General features: G+C 28.9%; 17 protein-coding genes. 15 read left to right on the top strand and 2 right to left on the bottom strand.

Annotated features, from left to right (window positions below; genetic code table 11):
• Nucleotides 1-27: 27 nt before the first annotated feature.
• Together Q1K13_RS07260 and citG are read right to left on the bottom strand one after the other, a co-directional pair.
• Entirely contained in the window at nucleotides 28-993 is a 966-nt protein-coding gene (locus Q1K13_RS07260; RefSeq protein WP_300348896.1) for a sugar-binding transcriptional regulator, read from the bottom strand.
• Nucleotides 994-1,040: 47 nt separating this feature from the next.
• Nucleotides 1,041-1,910, bottom strand: a complete 870-nt coding sequence (gene citG, locus Q1K13_RS07255) for a triphosphoribosyl-dephospho-CoA synthase CitG (RefSeq protein ID WP_300348894.1) — start codon at nucleotides 1,908-1,910, stop codon at nucleotides 1,041-1,043.
• A gap of 267 nt (nucleotides 1,911-2,177) precedes the next feature.
• On the opposite strand from citG, the gene citC reads away from it, so the two are divergent.
• From citC to Q1K13_RS07180, 15 genes are all read left to right on the top strand, one after another.
• On the top strand, nucleotides 2,178-3,215 hold the full coding sequence (citC, locus tag Q1K13_RS07250; RefSeq protein WP_300348891.1) for a [citrate (pro-3S)-lyase] ligase: 1,038 nt from the start codon (nucleotides 2,178-2,180) through the stop codon (nucleotides 3,213-3,215).
• Between the two features lie 23 nt (nucleotides 3,216-3,238).
• Nucleotides 3,239-3,544: a citrate lyase acyl carrier protein gene (gene citD, locus Q1K13_RS07245; RefSeq protein ID WP_300348888.1), complete on the top strand. Its 306-nt coding sequence runs from the start codon at nucleotides 3,239-3,241 to the stop codon at nucleotides 3,542-3,544.
• Nucleotides 3,532-4,422 carry a citrate (pro-3S)-lyase subunit beta gene (citE, locus tag Q1K13_RS07240; RefSeq protein ID WP_300348886.1) on the top strand — a complete coding sequence of 297 codons (891 nt, stop codon included), beginning with the start codon at nucleotides 3,532-3,534 and terminating at the stop codon, nucleotides 4,420-4,422. Before citD ends, citE begins: the two co-directional genes overlap by 13 nt.
• Nucleotides 4,423-4,425: 3 nt before the next feature.
• On the top strand, nucleotides 4,426-5,985 hold the full coding sequence (gene citF / locus Q1K13_RS07235; protein ID WP_300348884.1) for a citrate lyase subunit alpha: 1,560 nt from the start codon (nucleotides 4,426-4,428) through the stop codon (nucleotides 5,983-5,985).
• Nucleotides 5,986-6,005: 20 nt separating this feature from the next.
• Nucleotides 6,006-6,518, top strand: coding sequence for a citrate lyase holo-[acyl-carrier protein] synthase (citX, locus tag Q1K13_RS07230; RefSeq protein WP_300348882.1), 513 nt, complete (start codon nucleotides 6,006-6,008; stop codon nucleotides 6,516-6,518).
• Nucleotides 6,519-6,562: 44 nt separating this feature from the next.
• Complete coding sequence (locus Q1K13_RS07225; RefSeq protein ID WP_300348880.1) at nucleotides 6,563-7,708, top strand: NAD(P)-dependent malic enzyme; 1,146 nt, start codon at nucleotides 6,563-6,565, stop codon at nucleotides 7,706-7,708.
• A gap of 25 nt (nucleotides 7,709-7,733) precedes the next feature.
• Nucleotides 7,734-9,074: a 2-hydroxycarboxylate transporter family protein gene (locus Q1K13_RS07220; RefSeq protein WP_300348878.1), complete on the top strand. Its 1,341-nt coding sequence runs from the start codon at nucleotides 7,734-7,736 to the stop codon at nucleotides 9,072-9,074.
• A 250-nt stretch (nucleotides 9,075-9,324) separates the two neighbouring features.
• Entirely contained in the window at nucleotides 9,325-11,559 is a 2,235-nt protein-coding gene (gene pflB, locus Q1K13_RS07215) for a formate C-acetyltransferase (RefSeq protein ID WP_300348877.1), read from the top strand.
• A gap of 85 nt (nucleotides 11,560-11,644) precedes the next feature.
• Entirely contained in the window at nucleotides 11,645-12,352 is a 708-nt protein-coding gene (gene pflA / locus Q1K13_RS07210; RefSeq protein WP_300348875.1) for a pyruvate formate-lyase-activating protein, read from the top strand.
• 196 nt (nucleotides 12,353-12,548) lie between these two features.
• The gene (gene mutS, locus Q1K13_RS07205; RefSeq protein ID WP_300348874.1) at nucleotides 12,549-15,269 is read left to right on the top strand and encodes a DNA mismatch repair protein MutS; all 2,721 of its coding nucleotides are present in this window, start codon (nucleotides 12,549-12,551) and stop codon (nucleotides 15,267-15,269) included.
• Between the two features lie 209 nt (nucleotides 15,270-15,478).
• The gene (mutL, locus tag Q1K13_RS07200; protein WP_300348872.1) at nucleotides 15,479-17,563 is read left to right on the top strand and encodes a DNA mismatch repair endonuclease MutL; all 2,085 of its coding nucleotides are present in this window, start codon (nucleotides 15,479-15,481) and stop codon (nucleotides 17,561-17,563) included.
• Nucleotides 17,564-17,580: 17 nt separating this feature from the next.
• A complete protein-coding gene (gene miaA / locus Q1K13_RS07195) occupies nucleotides 17,581-18,513 on the top strand; it encodes a tRNA (adenosine(37)-N6)-dimethylallyltransferase MiaA (protein ID WP_300348870.1) in 933 nt (310 codons plus the stop codon).
• Nucleotides 18,514-18,558: 45 nt separating this feature from the next.
• A complete protein-coding gene (gene hfq / locus Q1K13_RS07190; protein WP_300348868.1) occupies nucleotides 18,559-18,801 on the top strand; it encodes an RNA chaperone Hfq in 243 nt (80 codons plus the stop codon).
• A gap of 100 nt (nucleotides 18,802-18,901) precedes the next feature.
• Nucleotides 18,902-20,182 carry a methionine gamma-lyase family protein gene (locus Q1K13_RS07185; protein WP_300348866.1) on the top strand — a complete coding sequence of 427 codons (1,281 nt, stop codon included), beginning with the start codon at nucleotides 18,902-18,904 and terminating at the stop codon, nucleotides 20,180-20,182.
• 180 nt (nucleotides 20,183-20,362) lie between these two features.
• Nucleotides 20,363-21,268 carry a coiled-coil domain-containing protein gene (locus tag Q1K13_RS07180; protein ID WP_300348864.1) on the top strand — a complete coding sequence of 302 codons (906 nt, stop codon included), beginning with the start codon at nucleotides 20,363-20,365 and terminating at the stop codon, nucleotides 21,266-21,268.
• Nucleotides 21,269-21,318 lie beyond the last annotated feature (50 nt).

Below are 21,318 nucleotides of genomic sequence, written 5' to 3'. Positions count from 1 at the left end.
AATCTCAAGTTTTATGTATATTAATTATTATTCATTTTCTTCAAGATTTAAGACTTTAGCTGCAGTTAATTCGTCTGTTACTAGAGTATCTATTAACCTTCCTTTTAAAGCTCCTAATATAGCTCCAGATTTAAATTTCCCAGTTACAATACAAACTTTGTTTTCTATTGAGCCTATTGTATCTAAGTCAATTCCAAATACTTTTTTATTTAAATCTATATCTAAAAATTTCCCATCTTTATTATAAAGACGACCATATATAGCACCAACAGCTTCATGTTTGATAAAATCATCCTGTGAAAAAGCTTCTTTCCAAAGCATAGTAGAGTACACAGCATCTGGAGTACCTAAGCCAGTTAGTAACATATTAATTTTTTTAGATTTTAAAAGAGACTGATTTATTACAAGTTCCATAGCAAAATTTCTTCTTACCATATCATCCATTATATAAAGGGGTGAATATAGTAATCTATAATTTGCATCATATTTATCTGACAATAGGTGAATTAAACTTGGTGTATCATAGCTTATAATTTTCTTACCAGATGTACCAAAAGGTTGAACTACTGTTATTGGTAGCTTCTTTGAAGGCTTTATGTTATTTATTGCATGATATAAAGTTTTTCCCCAAGTAAGTCCAACTATACTATTTTCAGTTAATAATGATTGAATGTATTCAGCAGCAGTTTTTCCTAGGCTTTGAGAGTGTTCTGAAATATCATTATTTTTAACTTTTAAAATTATAGCATCCTTTAATCCAAAATGTTCTTTAAATTTCTTCTCAAGAGAAGAAAGTCTTATTTCAGGATGATTTATTTCAATTTTTACTATATTTTTTTCACGAGCTTCTTGTAAATATTTAGCTACTTTAAAACGAGTTGTATTAAACTCCTTTGCTATATCAGATTGAGTTTTATTTTCGTTATAATACATATTTGATATATTAGCTAAAAATTCATTATATTGATCTTCAAAATTTTCTTCAAAATTCATATGTTTTACCTCTATTTTTAGTGTGTTTCTAATTATTGCTAATTTAATTATAAAGTAAAAAGTGATTTAATTCCATCTAAAAACACAGTTATAGCCAATAGATCAGCACTTCCTCCTGGGCTAATTCTTCTTTTTGAGAAAATACTATCCATTTCATAGATTTTATTAGTTATTTCATCAGACTTTAATTTGTCTAAACTTAAAATTATTTTATTAGCCTCTTCTTTAATTTCTTTTAAAACAGATATATCATGCCTATGTAATAAGGTAGAATCATCACAATTAGCCATTATACAAATTAAAGTAAGATAAAGTCTTTCATTATTTTTTAAGCTTTTATGTTCTTCATAAAAAGGAAGGCTATAATCAAATACAGAAGGTAATCCAGCTTCAACCTCTCCTCTTATTCCAGTAATCCCATATAATCTAAATATTTTCTCTCCATAAGTTTCTTTTTTATTAGATTCTCTATTAGTAAGTTCCTTACTTACAAGTCCCTTTGTAATTTCTTTTATTATATTTCTTATTTCATAAAAAGACTTATTTTCATAAAAAGCTCTTGATGTAGCTACACATATAACTCCCATTAAAAAAATCAATCCTTTATGTGTATTTATATTATTAGTAGCTTCAAACATATCTTTTTCTATTTCAATTCCTATTGGACGTATTTTACTTAATAAATTTTCTGTGGGTATATCCAAAAAACCTATTTCAGCTATTTTTTTGAATTTAGGTCCTATGGTAGCTATACTATCTAAAAAAGTATAGTAGTCCATATCATTATGAGCTCCATTTGATATTGGAGAAACTAATCCAGGTGAAGGGAAACAACTTACTTCATATAATAAAGATTTTATAACTAAACTATTTAATTTTTCTAGAAAATAATCTTGGTTAATTTTCAAAATAACCACTCCTTTTCTTTAACATATGAAAAATATATCACATATGTTAAACTTCTTCAAATGCATGTTGATAATAAAATGGTGATAAAATTAACAATGTGATAAAATCAATATAAAAAACTGAATATTTTAGTTAAAAACACATAAGGAAAACTATGAAAACGTTATAAATTTTATAAATATACAAAACCTATTGTACTTTATTATGGATGTGGTAAAATAAAGTTGTAGAAAACAAATGTTAAAAAATAAAACAAATGTTAAAGGAGGTGTGAAATGTCAGCTTGGAATTATAATGATGACTTTGAAGAGGAGTTAACTTATGTAAAATTTAATCCACAAATAAATAAGAAAAAAAGTTTAGAAGTTGAAGAATTTTTAAACAAAGAAAATCTTAAATTTTTAAAAAGTATAGACTTCACTATATGTGTATATAACAATAAAGATTTAATAGCTACTGGATCATTAGATGGATATACATTAAAATGTTTTGCGATTAGAAGTGACTATAGAAAAAAAGGAATTAGTTCAAAAATAGTACAACTTCTAACAGAAAAAGCTTTTGAAAGAGGAGAATCTCATCTTTTTATATATACTAAACCAGAGAATGTAGAACTTTTTAAAAGTCTTGGTTACCATGAATTAATAAATATTCCTAACTTAGTGTCTTTATTAGAAAATAAAAGAAATGGAATAAGCACTTATATTAATAAGTTAAAAAAAGAATCTTATTTAAAAGGAGATAAGGTAGCAGCCTTAGTTATGAATTGTAATCCTTTCACAAAAGGTCATAGATATTTAATAGAAAAAGCTTCTAAAGAAAATGATGTTGTTCATCTTTTTATATTAACAGAGGATAAATCAGAATTTTCTAGTGAAGATAGATTAAATATGGTGAAGCTTGGAACTTACGATTTAAAAAATGTTATAGTTCACAAATCTGGAAGATACATAATTTCAGAAGCTACATTTCCATCATACTTTATAAAGGAACAAAAAAATATAACTAAAGCTCATGCTTACTTAGATTTAACTTTATTTTCAAAATACATAGGAGAAGCATTAAATATAAAAGCAAGATATGTTGGAGAAGAACCTTTCTCAAGTTTAACTAATGACTACAATCATTATATGAAAGAAATTCTTCCAAAGTATAATATACAAGTATTTGAAATTTCTAGATTAAAAGAAAATGGACAATTTATTTCAGCTTCTAATGTAAGAAAATTATTAAAAGAAGGTAACTTAGATGAGGTTAAAAATCTAGTTCCTAAAACAACATTTGAGTATTTATTAAACATATGTGAAAAATAATTGAGATTTTGGAGGGTTTTCATATGGAAATTAAAAAACCAGCTTTAGCTGGAACTTTAGAATCAAGTGATTGTATGGTTTCAGTAGAGCCTTCAAGTGAAAATACTATTGAAATTAATTTAACAAGTACTGTTAAAAAGCAGTTTGGAAATGAAATAATAAGAGTTGCTAAAAACACACTAAATAATTTAGGGGTTAATAGTGTGATTATGGAAATAAATGATAAAGGTGCTTTAAACTGCGTAATAGAAGCACGTATAGAAGCAGCAGTATGTAGAGCTTCAGAAATGAATGAATTTGATTGGGGGAATTATAAATGCCAAGATTAAGAAGATCAATGATGTTTGTACCTGGAAGTAAGCCTGCAATGATAAAAGACTGTACTATATATGGTGCCGATTCAATAATGTTTGATTTAGAAGACTCAGTTTCTATAGCAGAGAAAGATTCTGCAAGAAGATTAGTTTATCATGCTTTAACATCCATGGATTTTGGAAACACAGAAACTGTAGTGCGTGTTAATGCTTTAGACTCTGAATTTGGTGTTGAAGATTTAAAGGCCATAGTAAGAGCTCAGCCTGATGTTATACGTTTACCTAAAACTGAAACAGCACAAGACGTTTTAGATATGGAAAAGGTAATAGCATCTATTGAAGAAGAAATAGGATTACCTGTTGGTACAACAAAAATGATGGCTGCCATAGAATCAGCATTAGGTGTTTTAAATGCTTATGAAATTGCAACCTCTTCAAAACGTCTAATGGGAATAGCTTTAGGTGCAGAAGATTTTGTAACAGATATGAAAACTCATAGATATCCAGAAGGAAATGAACTTTTTGCAGCTCGTAGCCATATAATTTTAGCTTCAAGGGCCGCTAAAATATCAGCCTTTGATACAGTTTATTCTGATGTTAATAATGAAGAAGGATTTATTAAAGAAGCCACATTAATTAAACAACTTGGTTTTGATGGAAAATCATTAATAAATCCAAGACAAATTGATTTATTACACAAGGTATTTACACCAACTGAAAAAGAAATTGATAAAGCTATAAGAATCATAGAAGCTGCAAAAGAAGCAGAAAAACGTGGTTCAGGAGTTGTATCTCTTAATGGAAAAATGATTGATAAGCCAGTAATAGCAAGAGCTGAACGTGTTTTAATGCTAGCTGATGCTTCAGGAATATCATATGAAAGGGAAGTGTAATTTATGGCAATTAATAGTATCAATATAAATATACCAGATGATATATTAAAAGATAGAAAAACTGTAGAGTTTAGAGGAGAATATGCTTTAAAACCTAAAGGAAATGTTCAAGGAAGAAAAATAAAAGCAACTTTTTGTGGAACAAATAAAAAGCTAAAATCAATAGCTGAGTCTATTGAAAAAACTGGGTTAAAAGATGGAATGACAATTTCATTTCACCACCATTTTCGTGCAGGAGATTATGTAGTTCGCATGGTCATGGAAGAAATATCTAAGCTTGGAATAAAAGATTTAACACTTTGTGTAAGTTCTTTAACAAGTGCTCACGAATTCTTAATAGATTATATAAAAGATGGTACTATAACAGCCATAGAAACAAGTGGTATTCGTGGAAAATTAGGAGAAGAAATTTCAAAAGGAATAATGAAAAAACCAGTAATTATTCGTTCTCATGGTGGACGTGCTCGTGCAATTGAATCAGGTGATGCAAAGATAGATGTAGCATTTTTAGGAGTTCCTTGTTCTGATGAATATGGAAATGCAAATGGAATACATGGAAAATCTCAATGTGGTTCTTTAGGATATGCTATTATAGATTCTAAGTATGCAGACCAAGTAGTTCTTATTACAGATACTATGATGCCATATCCTAATGTGCCAGCAAGTATTTCTCAACAAGATGTAGATTACGTTGTAGAAGTTGACGAAATAGGAGATTCAAATGGTATAGCTTCTGGTGCTACTAGATTTACAAAGGATCCAAAGGAATTATTAATTGCAAAATACGCATCAGCAGTAATTGAATCTTCAGGATATTTAAAAGATGGATTCTCAATTCAAGCAGGTACTGGTGGGGCTTCACTTGCAGTAGCTCGTTTCTTAAAAGAAAAAATGGAAAATAAAAACATAAAAGCAAGTTTTGGATTAGGTGGAATAAGCAAACAATTTGTTGATTTACACGAAGAAGGCTTTATAGGAACATTATTTGATGTTCAAGGATTTGATTTAAAAGCTGTTGAATCAATAGGTAAAAATAATAATCACGTAGAAATAGATGCTTCTTTATATGCAAATCCTCATAATAAAGGATGTATAGCAAACAAACTAGATATAGTTATATTAAGTGCTTTAGAAGTTGATAAAGATTTCAATGTTAATGTTATAACTGGTTCTGATGGCTATATAAGAGGGGCTTCAGGTGGACACTCAGATACAGCAGCAAGTGCCAAATTATCAATGATTGTTTCTCCTTTAGTTCGTGGAAGAATACCAACAATAGTTGAAAAAGTAAACACAGTTATAACACCCGGTGAATCAATAGATGTTGTAGTAACTGAGCGTGGTGTTGCTATAAATGATAAACTTTCAAAAAATAAAGAATTAAAAGAAAGATTAGAAGCCAATAAGAATATTCCTGTATTTTCAATAGATGAATTATATGAAAAAGCTATAAATATAACAGGAAATCCAGAATCTATTAAATATGAAGATAGGATTGTTGGTATTGTTGAGTATCGTGATGGATCAATAATAGATGTTATACATAAAGTGAAAGAGGATTAACATAAATAGAGGATTAAATTATGAAACCTAAAAATAAGTTTTTGATGGAAATATTAAAAGGTAGGGAAGAGAGAGCCTTTGAAATTAGAAAACTTAATAAGGAACATGATGGAATTATTATATGTTTAACATTAAATATTCCAGGACCAAATAAATTGGATGAACTTTACTATTATGCATTTAGTGAAGCTTTTAAGGAATTAGAAGCTTCACTAAACACAAATCTTTTAAAAGAAAGATCTCCTTTATCTGGGTATGAAGCTTATTTTGTATGTGATAGAGATATAAAAGACATAAAAAAAACAGCATTAACCTTAGAGGAAACCCACCCTCTTGGTAGATTATTTGATATAGATATTTTTTATAAAGATTTAAACAAAATAAGTAGAGAAGATTTAGGAGTTTCTAAAAGAAAATGCTTTTTATGTGGAGAAGATGCTGCACTTTGTAGTAGAAGTAGAGCTCATTCCCTTGAAGAACTTATTTCTAATATAAGAGAAAGAATTATTAATTATAAAGAAAGTAAAAATTAATTGGTATTATAAAAAAATGGTATAGCTTGAAAAGAGGTATTAATATGACTAAAGAAGAGTTATTAAAACAAAGAGAATTAGCTCATGGATTGTTAAGCATAAATCCTAATTTTGATATAAAAAATAGAGAAGAATTATCTCAAATGTATACTCCAGGAGTATCAACAATTTGTAAAGAGGTTGAAAAAGACCCTAAACTTGTGAAAAAATTAACTTCTGTTGGAAATTCTATAGCTGTAATAACAGATGGTACAGCTGTATTAGGTCTTGGGAATATAGGTACTCTTGCTGGATATCCAATAGTTGAAGCAAAAGCTTTAGTTTATAAGGATTTAGCTGGTGTAAACGCTATCCCTTTATGTGTTGATCAAATTGGACAAGATGAACTTGTTAAAACAATAAAAAATATTGCCAAAAGTTTTAGTGGAATTCATCTTGAAGATATAAAAGCGCCAGAATGTTTTTATATAGAAGAGGAGCTTAAAAAAGTTTTAAATATACCTGTTTATCATGATGATCAACATGGCACAGCTATTGCTGTTTTAGGAGCATTATATAACGCGTCTAAAGTTGTTAATAAGGAATTTTCAAAATTAAAAGTTTTAATATTAGGAGCTGGGGCATCAGGCATTGCAACAGCAAAACTATTATTAAAAGCTGGAATAAAAGATATGATATTATTTGATAAAAATGGCCCTTTGGTTGAAGGGGATGAAAAATTGAATAATCCTCAAAAAGAAATGGCTAAAATAACTAATAGAAAATTAAAAAAGGGTTCATTAGAAGATACTATTAAGGAAATGGATGTATTTATAGGCTTATCAGAAGGTAATCTTGTTACTAAAGAAATGGTTGAAAGTATGAATGGTGATCCAATTATATTTGCTTTAGCAAATCCAACTCCTGAAATAAAACCAGAACTTGCAAAAGAAGCTGGTGCGAGAGTTATAGCAACTGGAGGACCTTCATATCCTAATCAGATAAACAATATACTAGTTTTCCCAGGATTATTTAAAGGGTTATTAGAATCAAAAGCAAGTGATGTAAGTCAGGATGTAATGATAGCAATAGCTAAAAAACTAGCATCTTTAGTTGAAAATCCAACTGCTGAAAAGATAATACCTGGAGTATTTGATGGTAATATAGTGGAGTCTGTTTCAAAAACTGTGGTAGAAAATATTGAGAGATAATTAAATTTGTGGAGGGGAGTTTTATATGGAATTACAAAACAAAAAGGTCGATAGCAAAAATGAAAACCTATTCAAAAAATTTTTAGATATAAATCTTTTTGGAGTTCCAATGATATTATTCTTAATTGGAGCATTAATAATTATATTAAGTTTTCAAACAAATTCATTACCAAAGAACATGGTTGGTAGTATATTCTTAGTATTTACATGCGGTATTATTTTAGGTAAGATAGGTGATTCAATTCCTATTTGGAAAGATTATTTAGGAGGAGGAGCTATATTAGCTTTCTTAGCAACATCTTATGCCGTATATAGAGGATGGATTCCTACAGTATATGTAAAAAATGTTAAAACACTTTTCCATAGTGGTTTCTTAGAATTATATATTTCAATGATGATTTGTGGTGCTTTACTATCAATAGATAGAAAATTCTTAGCAAAAACTATTGGTGGATTTATTCCTATGGTACTTATTGCTACAGTCACTGCTGGTTTAGGAGCGATAATTGGTGGATTTATAACAGGTGTTGATCCTAAAACAGTTATATTAAATTACGCCCTTCCAATAATGGGTGGTGGAAATGGTGCTGGTGCCATTCCTATGAGCCAAATTTGGGGACAAGTAACAGGAAAAGACCCTAAAATATGGTATTCATCAGCAATGGCAATATTAACTATAGCTAATATAATAGCAATTATAGCAGGTGCTATATTAAATGGTATAGGTAATAAGAGACCTGAGTTAACAGGACATGGAGAATTAATTAAAGGTGCTAAAAATGTTGAATCTACAAAATCTAGTTTTAAAGCAACATTTGAAGATGCAGCAGCAGGATTATTCATTACATTGTTATTCTTTTGCTTAGGAACTTTATTTGGAAAAGGATTCTTTCCATCAATAGGTGGAGTTGTAATTCACCCATTTGCTTATATGGTTGTATTTGTATTATTAGCTAATGGATTAAACTTAGTTCCGGAAAGAATAAGAGTAGGTGCAAAACAAGTTCAAAAATTTATGGTTGGTAACTTATTCTATGTTTTAATAGCTGGTGTTGGTATAGCAATGGTTGATTTTGGAGAATTAATAAGTGCTTTTAATATGACAACAATAATAATATCATTAGGCGCAGTATTAGGTGCTATATTAGGCCCTTGGATGTCATCAAAATTCTTTGGATTCTATCCTATAGAAGCTTCAATAGCCTCTGGATTATGCCATGTTAATAGAGGAGGATCTGGTGACTTAGAAATATTAGGTGCAGCTAAGAGAATGAATTTAATGGCGTATGCACAAATAGCTACTAGACTTGGCGGTGCTATGATATTAGTTTTAGCTGGAATACTTTTCAGTTTATGGCTAAAATAATTTAATATATTTTGAATGATTAATAGGAATAAGATTTGTTTTTTTATTAAGATAAATTTTATTCCTATTTTAATATTTTTAAAATTCAAAATATTAATTAAATGAAAACTTTCTATATAATACTTATATTTATTAAAAAATACTATAAAATATAATTATTAAACTATTATCAAACACTTTACAAAACAATTTTAATGTGTTAAATTTGAATTGAAAAAGATTTTCAATTAAGAAATAGGGGGTAAACTACATGTTTAAGCAATGGGAAGGTTTCAAAGAAGGAACTTGGCAAGAAGGAATTGATGTAAGAAACTTTATTCAAAAAAACTACACTCCATATGAAGGTGGTAAGGAATTCTTAGAAGGTACTACATCAAAGACAGACGCTGTTTTAGCTAAAGCTCAAGCATTAATAATAAAGGAAATAGAGAAGGGGATTATTGATGTAGCTACAGATAGAGTTTCAGGTATAGATGCATATGAACCTGGATATTTAGATAAAGAAAATGAAGTTATCGTTGGTTTCCAAACAGATGCTCCACTTAAAAGAATAGTAAATCCTTACGGTGGAATGAGAATGGTTGAAAGTTCTTTAAAAGAGTATGGATATGAATTAGATAGTGATATAAGAGAACATTTCAATACTTATAGAAAAACTCACAATCAAGGTGTTTTCCACGCATACTCAGCTAAAACAAGAGCTGCAAGATCTGCAGGTCTTTTAACTGGTCTTCCAGATGCTTATGGTAGAGGAAGAATCATAGGTGACTATAGAAGAATAGCTCTTTATGGAATAGATTATTTAATAGAAGAAAAGAAAAAAGATTATGATAACATATCATTTGAAAGCGAAGGTTCAGTTAATGAGTACATTCAATTAAGAGAAAATGTTTCAGAACAAATTCAAGCTTTAAATGAGATGAAATCAATGGCTGCTAAGTATGGATTTGATATATCTAAGCCAGCTAAAAACGCTAAAGAAGCAGTTCAATTCTTATACTTTGGATATTTAGCTGCAGTTAAAGAAAATAATGGAGCTGCAATGTCCTTAGGAAGAACATCAACTTTCTTAGATATATTCATAGAAAGAGATCTTAAGACTGGAGTTATTACTGAATTAGAAGCTCAAGAGTTAATAGATCAATTTATAATAAAATTAAGATTAGTAAGACATTTAAGAACTCCTGAGTACAATGATTTATTTGCAGGAGACCCAACTTGGGTAACAGAAGGTATTGGTGGTATGGGAGTTAATGGTAAGCCATTAGTAACTAAAAACTCATTTAGATATCTTCAAACTTTAATTAACTTAGGACCTGCTCCAGAACCAAACATGACTGTATTATGGTCAGATAGATTACCAGAAGGATTCAAGAAATTCTGTGCTGAGGTATCAATAAAAACAGATTCAATACAATATGAAAATGATGAAATAATGAGACCTATGTATGGTGATGATTACTCAATAGCTTGTTGTGTATCAGCAATGCAAATTGGTAAACAAATGCAATTCTTCGGAGCTAGAACTAACTTAGCTAAAGCTTTACTTTACACTATAAATGGTGGAATAGATGAGAAGTCAGGAAAGGTTGTAATCGAAGGAATAGAACCAATAACTGATGAAGTTTTAGATTATGAAAAATTAAGAGCTAATTATGATAAAGTTTTAGAATATATTGCAAATCTTTATGTAGATACAATGAATGTTATACATTATATGCATGATAAATACGCTTATGAAGCTGGACAAATGGCTTTACATGACACTCATGTAGGAAGAATGATGGCCTTTGGTATAGCTGGTCTTTCAGTTGTAGCAGACTCATTAAGTGCTGTTAAATTTGCTAAAGTTAAGCCAATAAGAGAAAATGGAATAGCTGTAGATTTTGAAATCGAAGGTGACTTTCCTAAATATGGAAATGATGATGATAGAGTTGATGACTTAGCTGTAGAAATAGTTAAGAAATTCTCAAGTGAGCTTAAGAAACATCCATTATATAGAGGAGCTAAGCACACATTATCAATATTAACAATAACTTCAAACGTGGTTTATGGTAAGAAAACAGGTTCAACTCCAGATGGAAGAAAGGCTGGAGAGGCTTTCGCACCTGGTGCCAACCCAATGCATGGAAGAGATAATAGCGGAGCATTAGCTAGCTTAAACTCAGTTGCTAAAATACCTTACTGTGAAGTTTGTGAAGATGGTGTATCAAATACATTCTCAATAGTACCAGATGCTTTAGGTAAAGAGGAAGAATCAAGAATAGTTAACTTAGTTGCTATTATGGATGGTTACTTCAAACAAGGAGCTCACCACCTAAATGTTAATGTATTTAACAGAGAAACTTTAATAGATGCTATGGAACATCCAGAAAAATATCCAACCTTAACAATCAGAGTTTCTGGTTATGCAGTTAACTTTAATAGATTAACTAGAAAACAACAATTAGAGGTTATAAGTAGAACATTCCACGAGTCTTTATAATCTTATATAATAAGAGTGTATAGAGTTTTGCTAAAAACTTTGTACACTCTTTTTTAGACTATTTTTTAATTAGGAGGGGAAGCAGATGATTAAAGGAAGAATTCATTCATTAGAAACAATGGGCTTAGTAGATGGGCCAGGAATTAGATTTGTTGTATTTATGCAAGGATGTGGTATTAGATGTGCTTTTTGTCATAATCCAGATACTTGGTGTAAAGATGGTGGAACTTTATATACACCTTATGAACTTGTAAATAAAATTAAAAGATTTAAAACATATTTTGAATCCTCAAATGGTGGAGTTACTTTTTCAGGGGGAGAACCTCTTCTTCAGCCAGAATTTTTACTTGAATGCTTAAAACTTTGTAAAGATGAGGGAATACACACAACTATAGATACAGCTGGTGTTGGACTTGGTGATTACGAAGAAATACTTAAATATGTAGATTTAATTCTTTTTGATGTTAAGGAAACTGACCCTGAAAAGTATAAAAGTTTAGTTGGTATTCCTATTGATAAATCTTTAGAATTTTTAAAAGTAGCTCAAGATATGAATAAAAAAATGTGGATAAGACATGTTGTTGTTCCTGGTTTTACTGATAATAGAGAAGATTTAATGAGAATTAAAACTTTTATAGATGGACTTAATAATGTAGAAAAAGTTGAACTTTTACCTTATCATGTTTTAGGTGTTAATAAATATGAGGTTTTAAATATACCATATAGACTAGAAGGTGTGGAACCTTTAGATAAAAATTGGTTAAAAGAGATTGAAAAAGAGATATTTAATTAATATAATTATTAATGAAAACTAAGGTCTTATTTTAAGACTTTAGTTTTTTCTATTATTAAAAGTGTGTTAAAATAACTAGTATGATATAAATAAGATTTATAAAAATTAAAAGCTATATTTTATAAATTTAAAAATGAATTTTTATTATTTTGTATCGAATTTATAATATGGCATATAGATAATGGAGGTATTTAAAATGGCCCTTACTCCGATGATGAGGCAATATTTTGAGATAAAAGAAAATTATAAGGATTGTATTTTATTCTTTAGACTTGGAGATTTCTATGAGATGTTCTTTGATGATGCAGAAACTGCAGCTAGAGAATTAGAATTAGTTCTTACTGGAAGAGATTGTGGACTTGAGAAAAGAGCACCTATGTGTGGTATTCCATTTCATGCATCTAATTCATATATAGGAAGATTAGTTTCAAAAGGATATAAGGTTGCTATCTGTGAGCAGGTTGAAGATCCTAAAGTAGCTAAGGGAATAGTTAAAAGAGACGTTATTAAGGTTATAACACCTGGAACATATACAGACTCTTCTTTTGTTGAGGAAACAAAGAATAATTACATAATGACTATTTATGCAGATATGGAAAGAAATAGATGTTCATTAGGAATTACAGATATATCAACTGGTGATTTCTTAGCTACGGAAGGAGAATTAGATAAAGGAGTTATATTAGATGAAATATCTAAATTTAATCCTAAGGAAATAATACTTTTAGATTCCTTAGATCAAGAGCTTATAAGAGAAATTACTTTAACTACTCCTGCTTTAATAAGTAGAAAGTCTTTAAGCTACTTTGAAGAGGGGATTGAAGAGGCATTAACTTCTCAGTTCGGAGAAAAGATTTCTAATTTAAGTCTTATGGTTAAAAAGGCAAGTAATGCCTTAGTTAAATATATATTAGATACTCAAAAGATAAGTTTAACTAATATAAATCATATTGAGGTATATAGCTTAGTTGATTTTATGACTATAGATTTAAGTTCTAGAAGAAATTTAGAGCTTACAGAAAATTTAAGAGAAAAGGGTAAAAAAGGATCTCTTTTATGGGTTTTAGATAAGACTGAAACTTCTATGGGAAGCAGAATGCTTAGAAGATGGATTGAAGAACCTCTTGTTAATAGGGAAAAAATAAGTGGAAGATTAAATGCGGTGGAAGAATTATTCTCTGATATATCTTTAAATGACTCTTTAAAGGAAGCATTACATGATATATATGATATAGAGAGAATATTAGGTAAGATTTCTAATAAAAATGCCAATGCTAAGGATTTAATTGCATTAAAATCATCAATTGGTAAAATTCCTAAGGTTAAATCAGTTATAGAAAATTGTGATTCTAAGCTTTTAAGAGATTATCATGAGAATTTAGATGATTTAAGTGATATTTATGAACTTCTTCATAAATCAATTAAGGAAGATCCTTCTCTTACAATAAAAGATGGAGATTTAATAAAAGATGGATTTAACTCTCAAATTGATGAATTAAGACTTGCTAAAACTAACGGAAAAGACTGGATTTCTAATTTAGAAAGTAGAGAAAGAGAATTTACAGGAATTAAATCCTTAAAGGTTGGATTTAATAAGGTCTTTGGATATTATATAGAAATATCTAAAGCTAACTATACTTCTATTCCAGAAGGAAGATATATAAGAAAACAAACATTAGCTAATGCTGAAAGATTCATAACTCCAGAACTTAAGGAAATAGAAGAGAAGTTACTAGGTGCTAGTGAAAAACTTTGTTCTTTAGAGTATGAGGTGTTCATAGGAATAAGAAATGAAGTTGAAAATCATATAGATAGATTAAAAACTACTGCTAAAATAATTGCTGAGTTAGATTGTGTTAGCAACTTAGCTTTTGTTGCCTTAGAAAATGATTTTATTAAACCTGAAATAACAGAGGATGGAGAAACTAAAATAGAAAATGGAAGACATCCTGTTGTTGAAAAGGTAATACCAAAGGGAGAGTTTATACCAAATGATACTTTAATAAATAAGGAGGATAATCAACTTCTTATTATAACTGGTCCTAATATGGCAGGTAAATCAACTTACATGAGACAAGTTGCTATAATTACATTAATGTGTCAAATGGGATCTTTTGTACCTGCTAAAAAAGCTAATATAAGCATAGTGGATAAGATATTTACTAGAATAGGAGCCTCTGATGATTTAGCAGGTGGTAAGAGTACATTTATGGTTGAAATGTGGGAAGTTTCAAATATTTTAAAGAATGCTACTGAAAAAAGCTTAGTTCTTTTAGATGAAGTTGGAAGAGGAACAAGTACTTATGATGGATTAAGTATAGCTTGGTCTGTTATAGAGTATATCTGTAAAAATAAAGATTTAAGATGCAAAACATTATTTGCAACTCACTATCATGAACTTACTAAATTAGAGGGTGAAATAGAGGGAGTTAAAAACTACTCTGTTGCAGTTAAGGAAGTAGAAAACACCATAATATTCCTTAGAAAGATTGTGGAAGGGGGAGCTGACCAATCTTATGGTATAGAAGTTGCTAAGCTTGCTGGAATTCCTGATGAGGTAATAAAAAGAGCTAAAGAAATATTAGAAACTTTAGAAAGTAAAGCCTCAAATGATAATCTAGATGAAATTATTAAAGATGGAAAATATTCTGAAGAAATAAAAGAGACTAAGGTTACTAATTCTTGTGAACTTGAAGAAAAAGTAGAAAAGGAAGTTTTAGTTTCAGAAACTAAGATTTTAGAGACTTCTGCGAAAAATGAGGAATTTAAAAATTCTCAAATGCAATTAGATTTTTCAAGTTTAGAAAAGGATAATTTATTAAAAGAAATTTCAGAAATTGATATTCTTTCTTTAAATCCTATGGATGCTATGAATAAGTTATATAAGTTAGTTAAAGAAGTTAAAAATTTATTATAAATTATAGGCCCCTTTTTAATAGAGTGTTGATTTTAGATAGAACTTTTTTACCATCTTAAATACAAAATTAAAAATTTTGATTTTCACTTAAAATTAAGTAGGTCTTAAAGGGTTATCTAAAATCTAACTCTAGTTTAAAATAGAAGCAAATTATAAAATATTTAATAAGGTGTTTTTTAAAGCTTAGTAGAAAGGAGTTTGAAGAAGTTTTGAATAGAATAAATATTTTAAATATGGATACTGCAAATAAAATTGCAGCAGGAGAAGTTGTTGAAAGACCCTCTTCTGTGGTTAAAGAATTAGTTGAAAACTCCTTAGATGCAGGAGCTAAAAATATAACTATTGAAATACAAAATGGTGGAGAAACACTTATTAAAATAATAGATGATGGGAACGGAGTTCATCCTGATGATGTTGAAAAAGCTTTTAATCCTCATGCAACAAGCAAAATAAAAGATACTTATGATATTTTTAGTATAAGCACATTAGGTTTTAGAGGAGAGGCTCTTCCAAGTATAGCTTCCATATCTAAAGTTTCTTTCAAAAGTAAGATTGAAGAAGAGGCTATGGGTAAAGAAATTATAATTTTTGGAGGAGAAAAAGAATCCTTAATAGATTGCTCTTTAAATAAAGGAACTCAAATAGAAGTTAGAGATTTATTTTTTAATGTTCCAGCTAGAAAGAAATTTTTAAAAACAACAGCTAGAGAAAGTGCTTTAATAAGCGATTTAATAAATAGACTTTCCTTAGCTAATCCTGATGTATCTTTTAAACTATTTAATAACAATAAAAAAGTTTTGAGAACCTATGGTAATGGAAAACTTATAGATGTTATTAGAACTGTATATGGAAAGACAACATCAGAAAATGTGATTTACTTTGAAGAGCATAAGGATACAGCTTCTGTATATGGGTTTATAGGAAATGATACCTTAGCAAGAGCTTCTAGAAATAATCAAAGTCTTTTTGTAAATAAAAGATATGTTAAAAATAGAAGTTTAACTGTGGCTGTTGAAAATGCCTTTAGATCATTTAATGTAACTGGTAAGTTTCCTTTCTTTGTATTATTCATAGATACCTATCCAGAGCTTATAGATGTAAATATTCATCCTACTAAATCTGAAATTAAATTTAAGGATGAAAGATTCATATTTAAAACAGTATTTGATGCTGTTCATTCTGCCATGAGGGAATATGTTAAGGATACTTTTATCCTTCCTGAGGAAGAAAAAAAGTTTGAGGTATTAAAAGAAGAGGTAATACAAGAAAGTTTAGATAAGGAAATTTCTACTTTAGAAAAATTAAAGGAAGATGCTTCAATTAAGCTTTCAGAAAAGAAAGATGAGTATGAATTAAATCCTTTTAACTTGCCTAAGTATTCTAAAAATGAAGTTGAAATCCCTGTAGATTTAAATAGGAATAATTATAATAAGGAATCTTCTATAGAAAATCAAATTGAGGATAATAAATCTAAGGAAAATTTAGTATCTGAAAGAATTGAAAAAGAATTCACTTATGAACCTATTTTAATTAAAAATGAGTTGAAACCAGAAGTTAAAGAAGATTTAACAAGCATTGATGCTACTTGTTATGCTAAGGATTCTTCCTCTTCAAAAGAAGATTACAAATATGATTCTAGTTCTCAAAAAAAATCAGTTTCATATGATTCTTGTAAAAGAGAAGTAAGTAGTAGTATTACTAATAAAGAGGCTAAGTTTCCTAAACTTAAAATAATAGGTCAATTTAATAAGACTTATATATTAGCAGAACATGATTCTATTCTTTATTTAATAGATCAACATGCAGCTCACGAAAAAATCCTATTTGAAAAGTATTCAGAGGCTATTTCAAATAGAAAGGTTGAAATTCAACCTTTAATTGTGCCTATATTAGTAACGTTGCCTATGGAAGATTTTCTTTATTATGATGAAAATAGAGAGGTTTTTGAAAAAGCTGGATTTAAAATAAGTGATTTTGGTGATACTTCAATTAGAATAGAAGAGGTACCATACTTTTTAGATAAGTTAAATCCTACAGAACTTATAAGTTCTATGATAAACAATCTAAAGAAAATGGGAAGTGGAGAAACAGTGGAAGTTAAATATAATAAAATAGCATCTATGTCCTGTAGAGCTGCTGTTAAAGCCAACGATGTCTTAAGTTTATTAGAGATGGATAATTTAGTAGAAGAACTTAGATATATAAATGATCCATTTCATTGTCCACATGGAAGACCAACCATAATAAAATTTACTAGCTATGAATTAGATAAGAAATTTAAAAGAATAACTTAAGGAGAGAGAAAGTTTAAATGAATAATGATTTACTTATTATAGCAGGACCAACTGCTGTTGGAAAAAGTGATCTTTCAGTAGATCTTGCTAAAAAGTTAAATGGAGAAATAATCTCTGTTGACTCAATGCAAATTTATAAACATATGGATATAGGCTCAGCAAAGATTTCTAAAGAGGAGATGGGTGGAATCCCTCATTATTTAATAGACTTTGTTGATCCTGAAAAAGAGTTTAGTGTAGCAGAATTTAAAGAGCTTGCTACAGAGAAAATAAAGGATATTCAAATGAGAGGAAAACTACCTATATTAGTAGGAGGTACTGGACTTTATATAAACTCTATTATATGTGATATGAATTTTGCTGAGAGTGACAAGGATGAAGAGTATAGAGAAGAACTTGATAAAATAGCAGAGGAATATGGAAATGAATATCTTCATGAAATGCTTAAAGAGATAGATCCTGAAAGTTATGAGTCAATACATTTTAATAATAGAAAAAGAGTTATAAGGGCTTTAGAAACTTACAAATTAACTGGAAAACCTTTCTCATCTTTTAAAGCTAAGAATAGTATTTATAAAACTTCATATAATATATATTATTACGTACTAAATATGGATAGAGCTAAGCTTTATGAAAGAATAAACAAAAGAGTAGACTTAATGTTTAATAAAGGGCTTTTAGAAGAGGTTAAATCTCTTAAGAAGATGGGACTTACAGATGATATGCAATCTATGAAAGGAATAGGTTATAAAGAGGTTTTATACTATTTAGATGGCAAAATATCTTTAAGTCAGTGTGAGGAAATGATAAAACAAGGAAGTAGGAATTATGCAAAACGTCAGCTTACTTGGTTTAGAAAAGATCCTAGAGCCATATTTATAAATAAGGATGAATTTTCTTCAGAAGAGGAAATTTCAAATAAAATTGTTAATGACATAATAAAATCTTAGGTTTATAATTAAATTATATTAAAATTTATGGAGGGAAATAAAGAGATGAATAAATCAGTCAATAACCTACAAGATATATTCTTAAATAATGCAAGAAAAGAAAGAATTCCTGTAACTATATTTTTAGTAAATGGAGTTCAGTTAAGAGGGATAGTTAAGGGATTTGATAGTTTTACAGTGGTTTTAGATAGCGATGGAAAACAACAACTTGTTTATAAACATGCTATGAGTACAGTATCACCAGCTAAACCTATTTTATTTAACAATACACAAGTTACAGATAACTAAATAGAGAGAATATAGGTAAGCCATATTGGTTTGCCTATTTTTTTTCTATATGTTAAGATTTATTAATGTAAAAATATTTAATTAATGCGGGGGTATAATAATGCTTAATGCAACTATAGAATTATTAAAAGCACAATATGGTTTCACAGATGAAACTTTAAAACTTTACAATAAAGCAATAACTGATGTAGAAAAAGAGTTTCAAATATATGATGAAATAAGAGAATTCAATCAATTAAAAGTTCTTAAAGCTTTCCAAGAGGAAAGAATATCAGATAATCACTTTACTAATTCAACAGGATATGGATATGGTGATATAGGAAGAGATACTTTAGATTTAGTTTATGCAAGAATATTTAATACAGAGAAGGCTTTAGTTAGACCTCATTTTGTAAATGGTACTCATGCCTTAGGAACTGCACTATTTGGTAACCTAAGACCAGGAGATACTATACTTGCTGTTACAGGAAGTCCATATGATACTTTACATAGTGTAATAGGAATAAGTGGAGAAGAAAATATAGGATCACTTAAAGAATATGGAGTTAACTATAAGCAGGTTGATTTAGTTAATGGAAAAATAGATATAGAAAAAGCTTTAGAAATTATAAAAGAAGATGACTCAATAAAACTTATACATATGCAAAGATCAACAGGTTATGGATGGAGAAACGCATTTAAGGTTAAAGAACTAGGAGAGGCTATTAAAGCTATTAAAGAATTAAGAGAGGATTTAATAGTATTTGTTGATAATTGTTATGGAGAATTCATAGATATTATAGAGCCTACAGATGTGGGTGCAGATTTAATGGCAGGTTCATTAATAAAAAATATTGGTGGAGGAATAGCTCCAACTGGTGGATACATAGTAGGAAAAGAAAAGTATGTAGAACAGGCTTCCTATAGATTAACAGTTCCAGGAATAGGGGCAGAATGTGGATGTACATTTGGTGTGATGAAAGATTTTTACCAAGGATTATTCTTAGCACCTCACGTTGCTATGGAAGCTTTAAAAGGGGCTATATTCTGTGCTAGAATAATGGAACTTGCAGGCTTTGAAGTATTACCTAAGTATAATGATAAGAGAAGTGATATAATTCAAGCTATAAAATTCAATGACAAAGAAAAACTTATAAAATTCTGCAAAGGTGTTCAATATGCATCACCAATAGATTCTTTTGTTGAATGTGAGCCATGGGCTATGCCAGGATATTCAGATGAAGTAATAATGGCAGCAGGTGCATTTATACAGGGTTCATCAATAGAACTTTCAGCAGATGCTCCTATAAGAGAGCCTTATATAGCATATCTACAAGGTGGATTAACATTTGATCATGCTAAAATTGGTGTATTAATAGCTTTAAATAATATATTTAAATAACAAAATAACTTAAATTAAGAGGCGCATTGGGATTTGATTTTCTAATGTGCCTCTTAATTTATATAATTTTATATAATTTTCACTAGAAGTTTCAAAATATATATTATATAATTATATATAAATTACGTATTACATTATTTATTTTACTAAAAGTATTACAATTATAAAGAGGTTTTAATTATGGAAGAGAGTAAAAATAAAGAATTAAAAGTAAAAAGTTTTAGGGTTACAGAAGAAACTTTTGATAAATTTAAAAAAATAGCTTCTGATGAGTTTGGGAACCAAGGACAATGTTTAGATGCTTTAATATCCCTTTATGAGATGGAGAATTCTAAGTCTACATTAATAGAAAGAAAATTAGAAATAGAATCATTTCAAGATTATTTAAATAAGATAAATCAATTATTCTTAACTTCATTGCAAATGAGTGAAGATGCAGGTAAAAGAGCAGAAGAAGCTTTTATAAAAAAACTATCAATAAAAGATACAACTATAGAGAGGCTTCAAAGAAGAGAAGAGGATTTTATTGAAAGAGAAAAGAAGTTAAAGGATGAACTTAGGAAATTAAAGAAAGATTCAGAAGAGAATTTAGAAAATATTAAGAATCTAGAAAAGGATAAGAGCACCTTATCTCAATTAGTAGCTAGGAATTATGAGTTATTAGAGAAGAATAAAGAGGAGATAGCTAATTTAAAGTCTTTAGAAGTTTTAAAAGAGGAAAATGAAAAGTTAAAACTTTCATTAGAGGAAGCCTTAAAAGTTAAAAATGAATGTGAAAACAAAATAAAAAGCTTTGAATTAGAAAAACTTTCTTTTGGTGATAAAATAGAATTTTATTTAGAAAAAGAAAAGAATTATAAAGAAGAGGTTGAATCATACAAAAAGTTTGTAGAAGCTATGAGAAAGGAACACAACAAAGAGTTAGAACTATTAGAGGATAAATATTCTAAAATGATAGAAAAAGAGTCTAGGAAGCTAGAAAGCGCATTTGAGGATAGACTTGATTTAGAGAAGAGGAGTTTAGAGTTGGAGATTAAGACTTTGAAACATGAAAAGGCTGTTTTAGAAAGTAAATTAAACAACTAAAATACTTATAAAAATTAAAATTAAAACAAATCAGCATACGAATAAATTGT

The organism is Clostridium sp. (assembly GCF_029267215.1).
Taxonomy (GTDB): Bacteria; Bacillota; Clostridia; order Clostridiales; family Clostridiaceae; genus Sarcina.
This window is presented reverse-complemented; position numbering and strand designations above follow the sequence as displayed.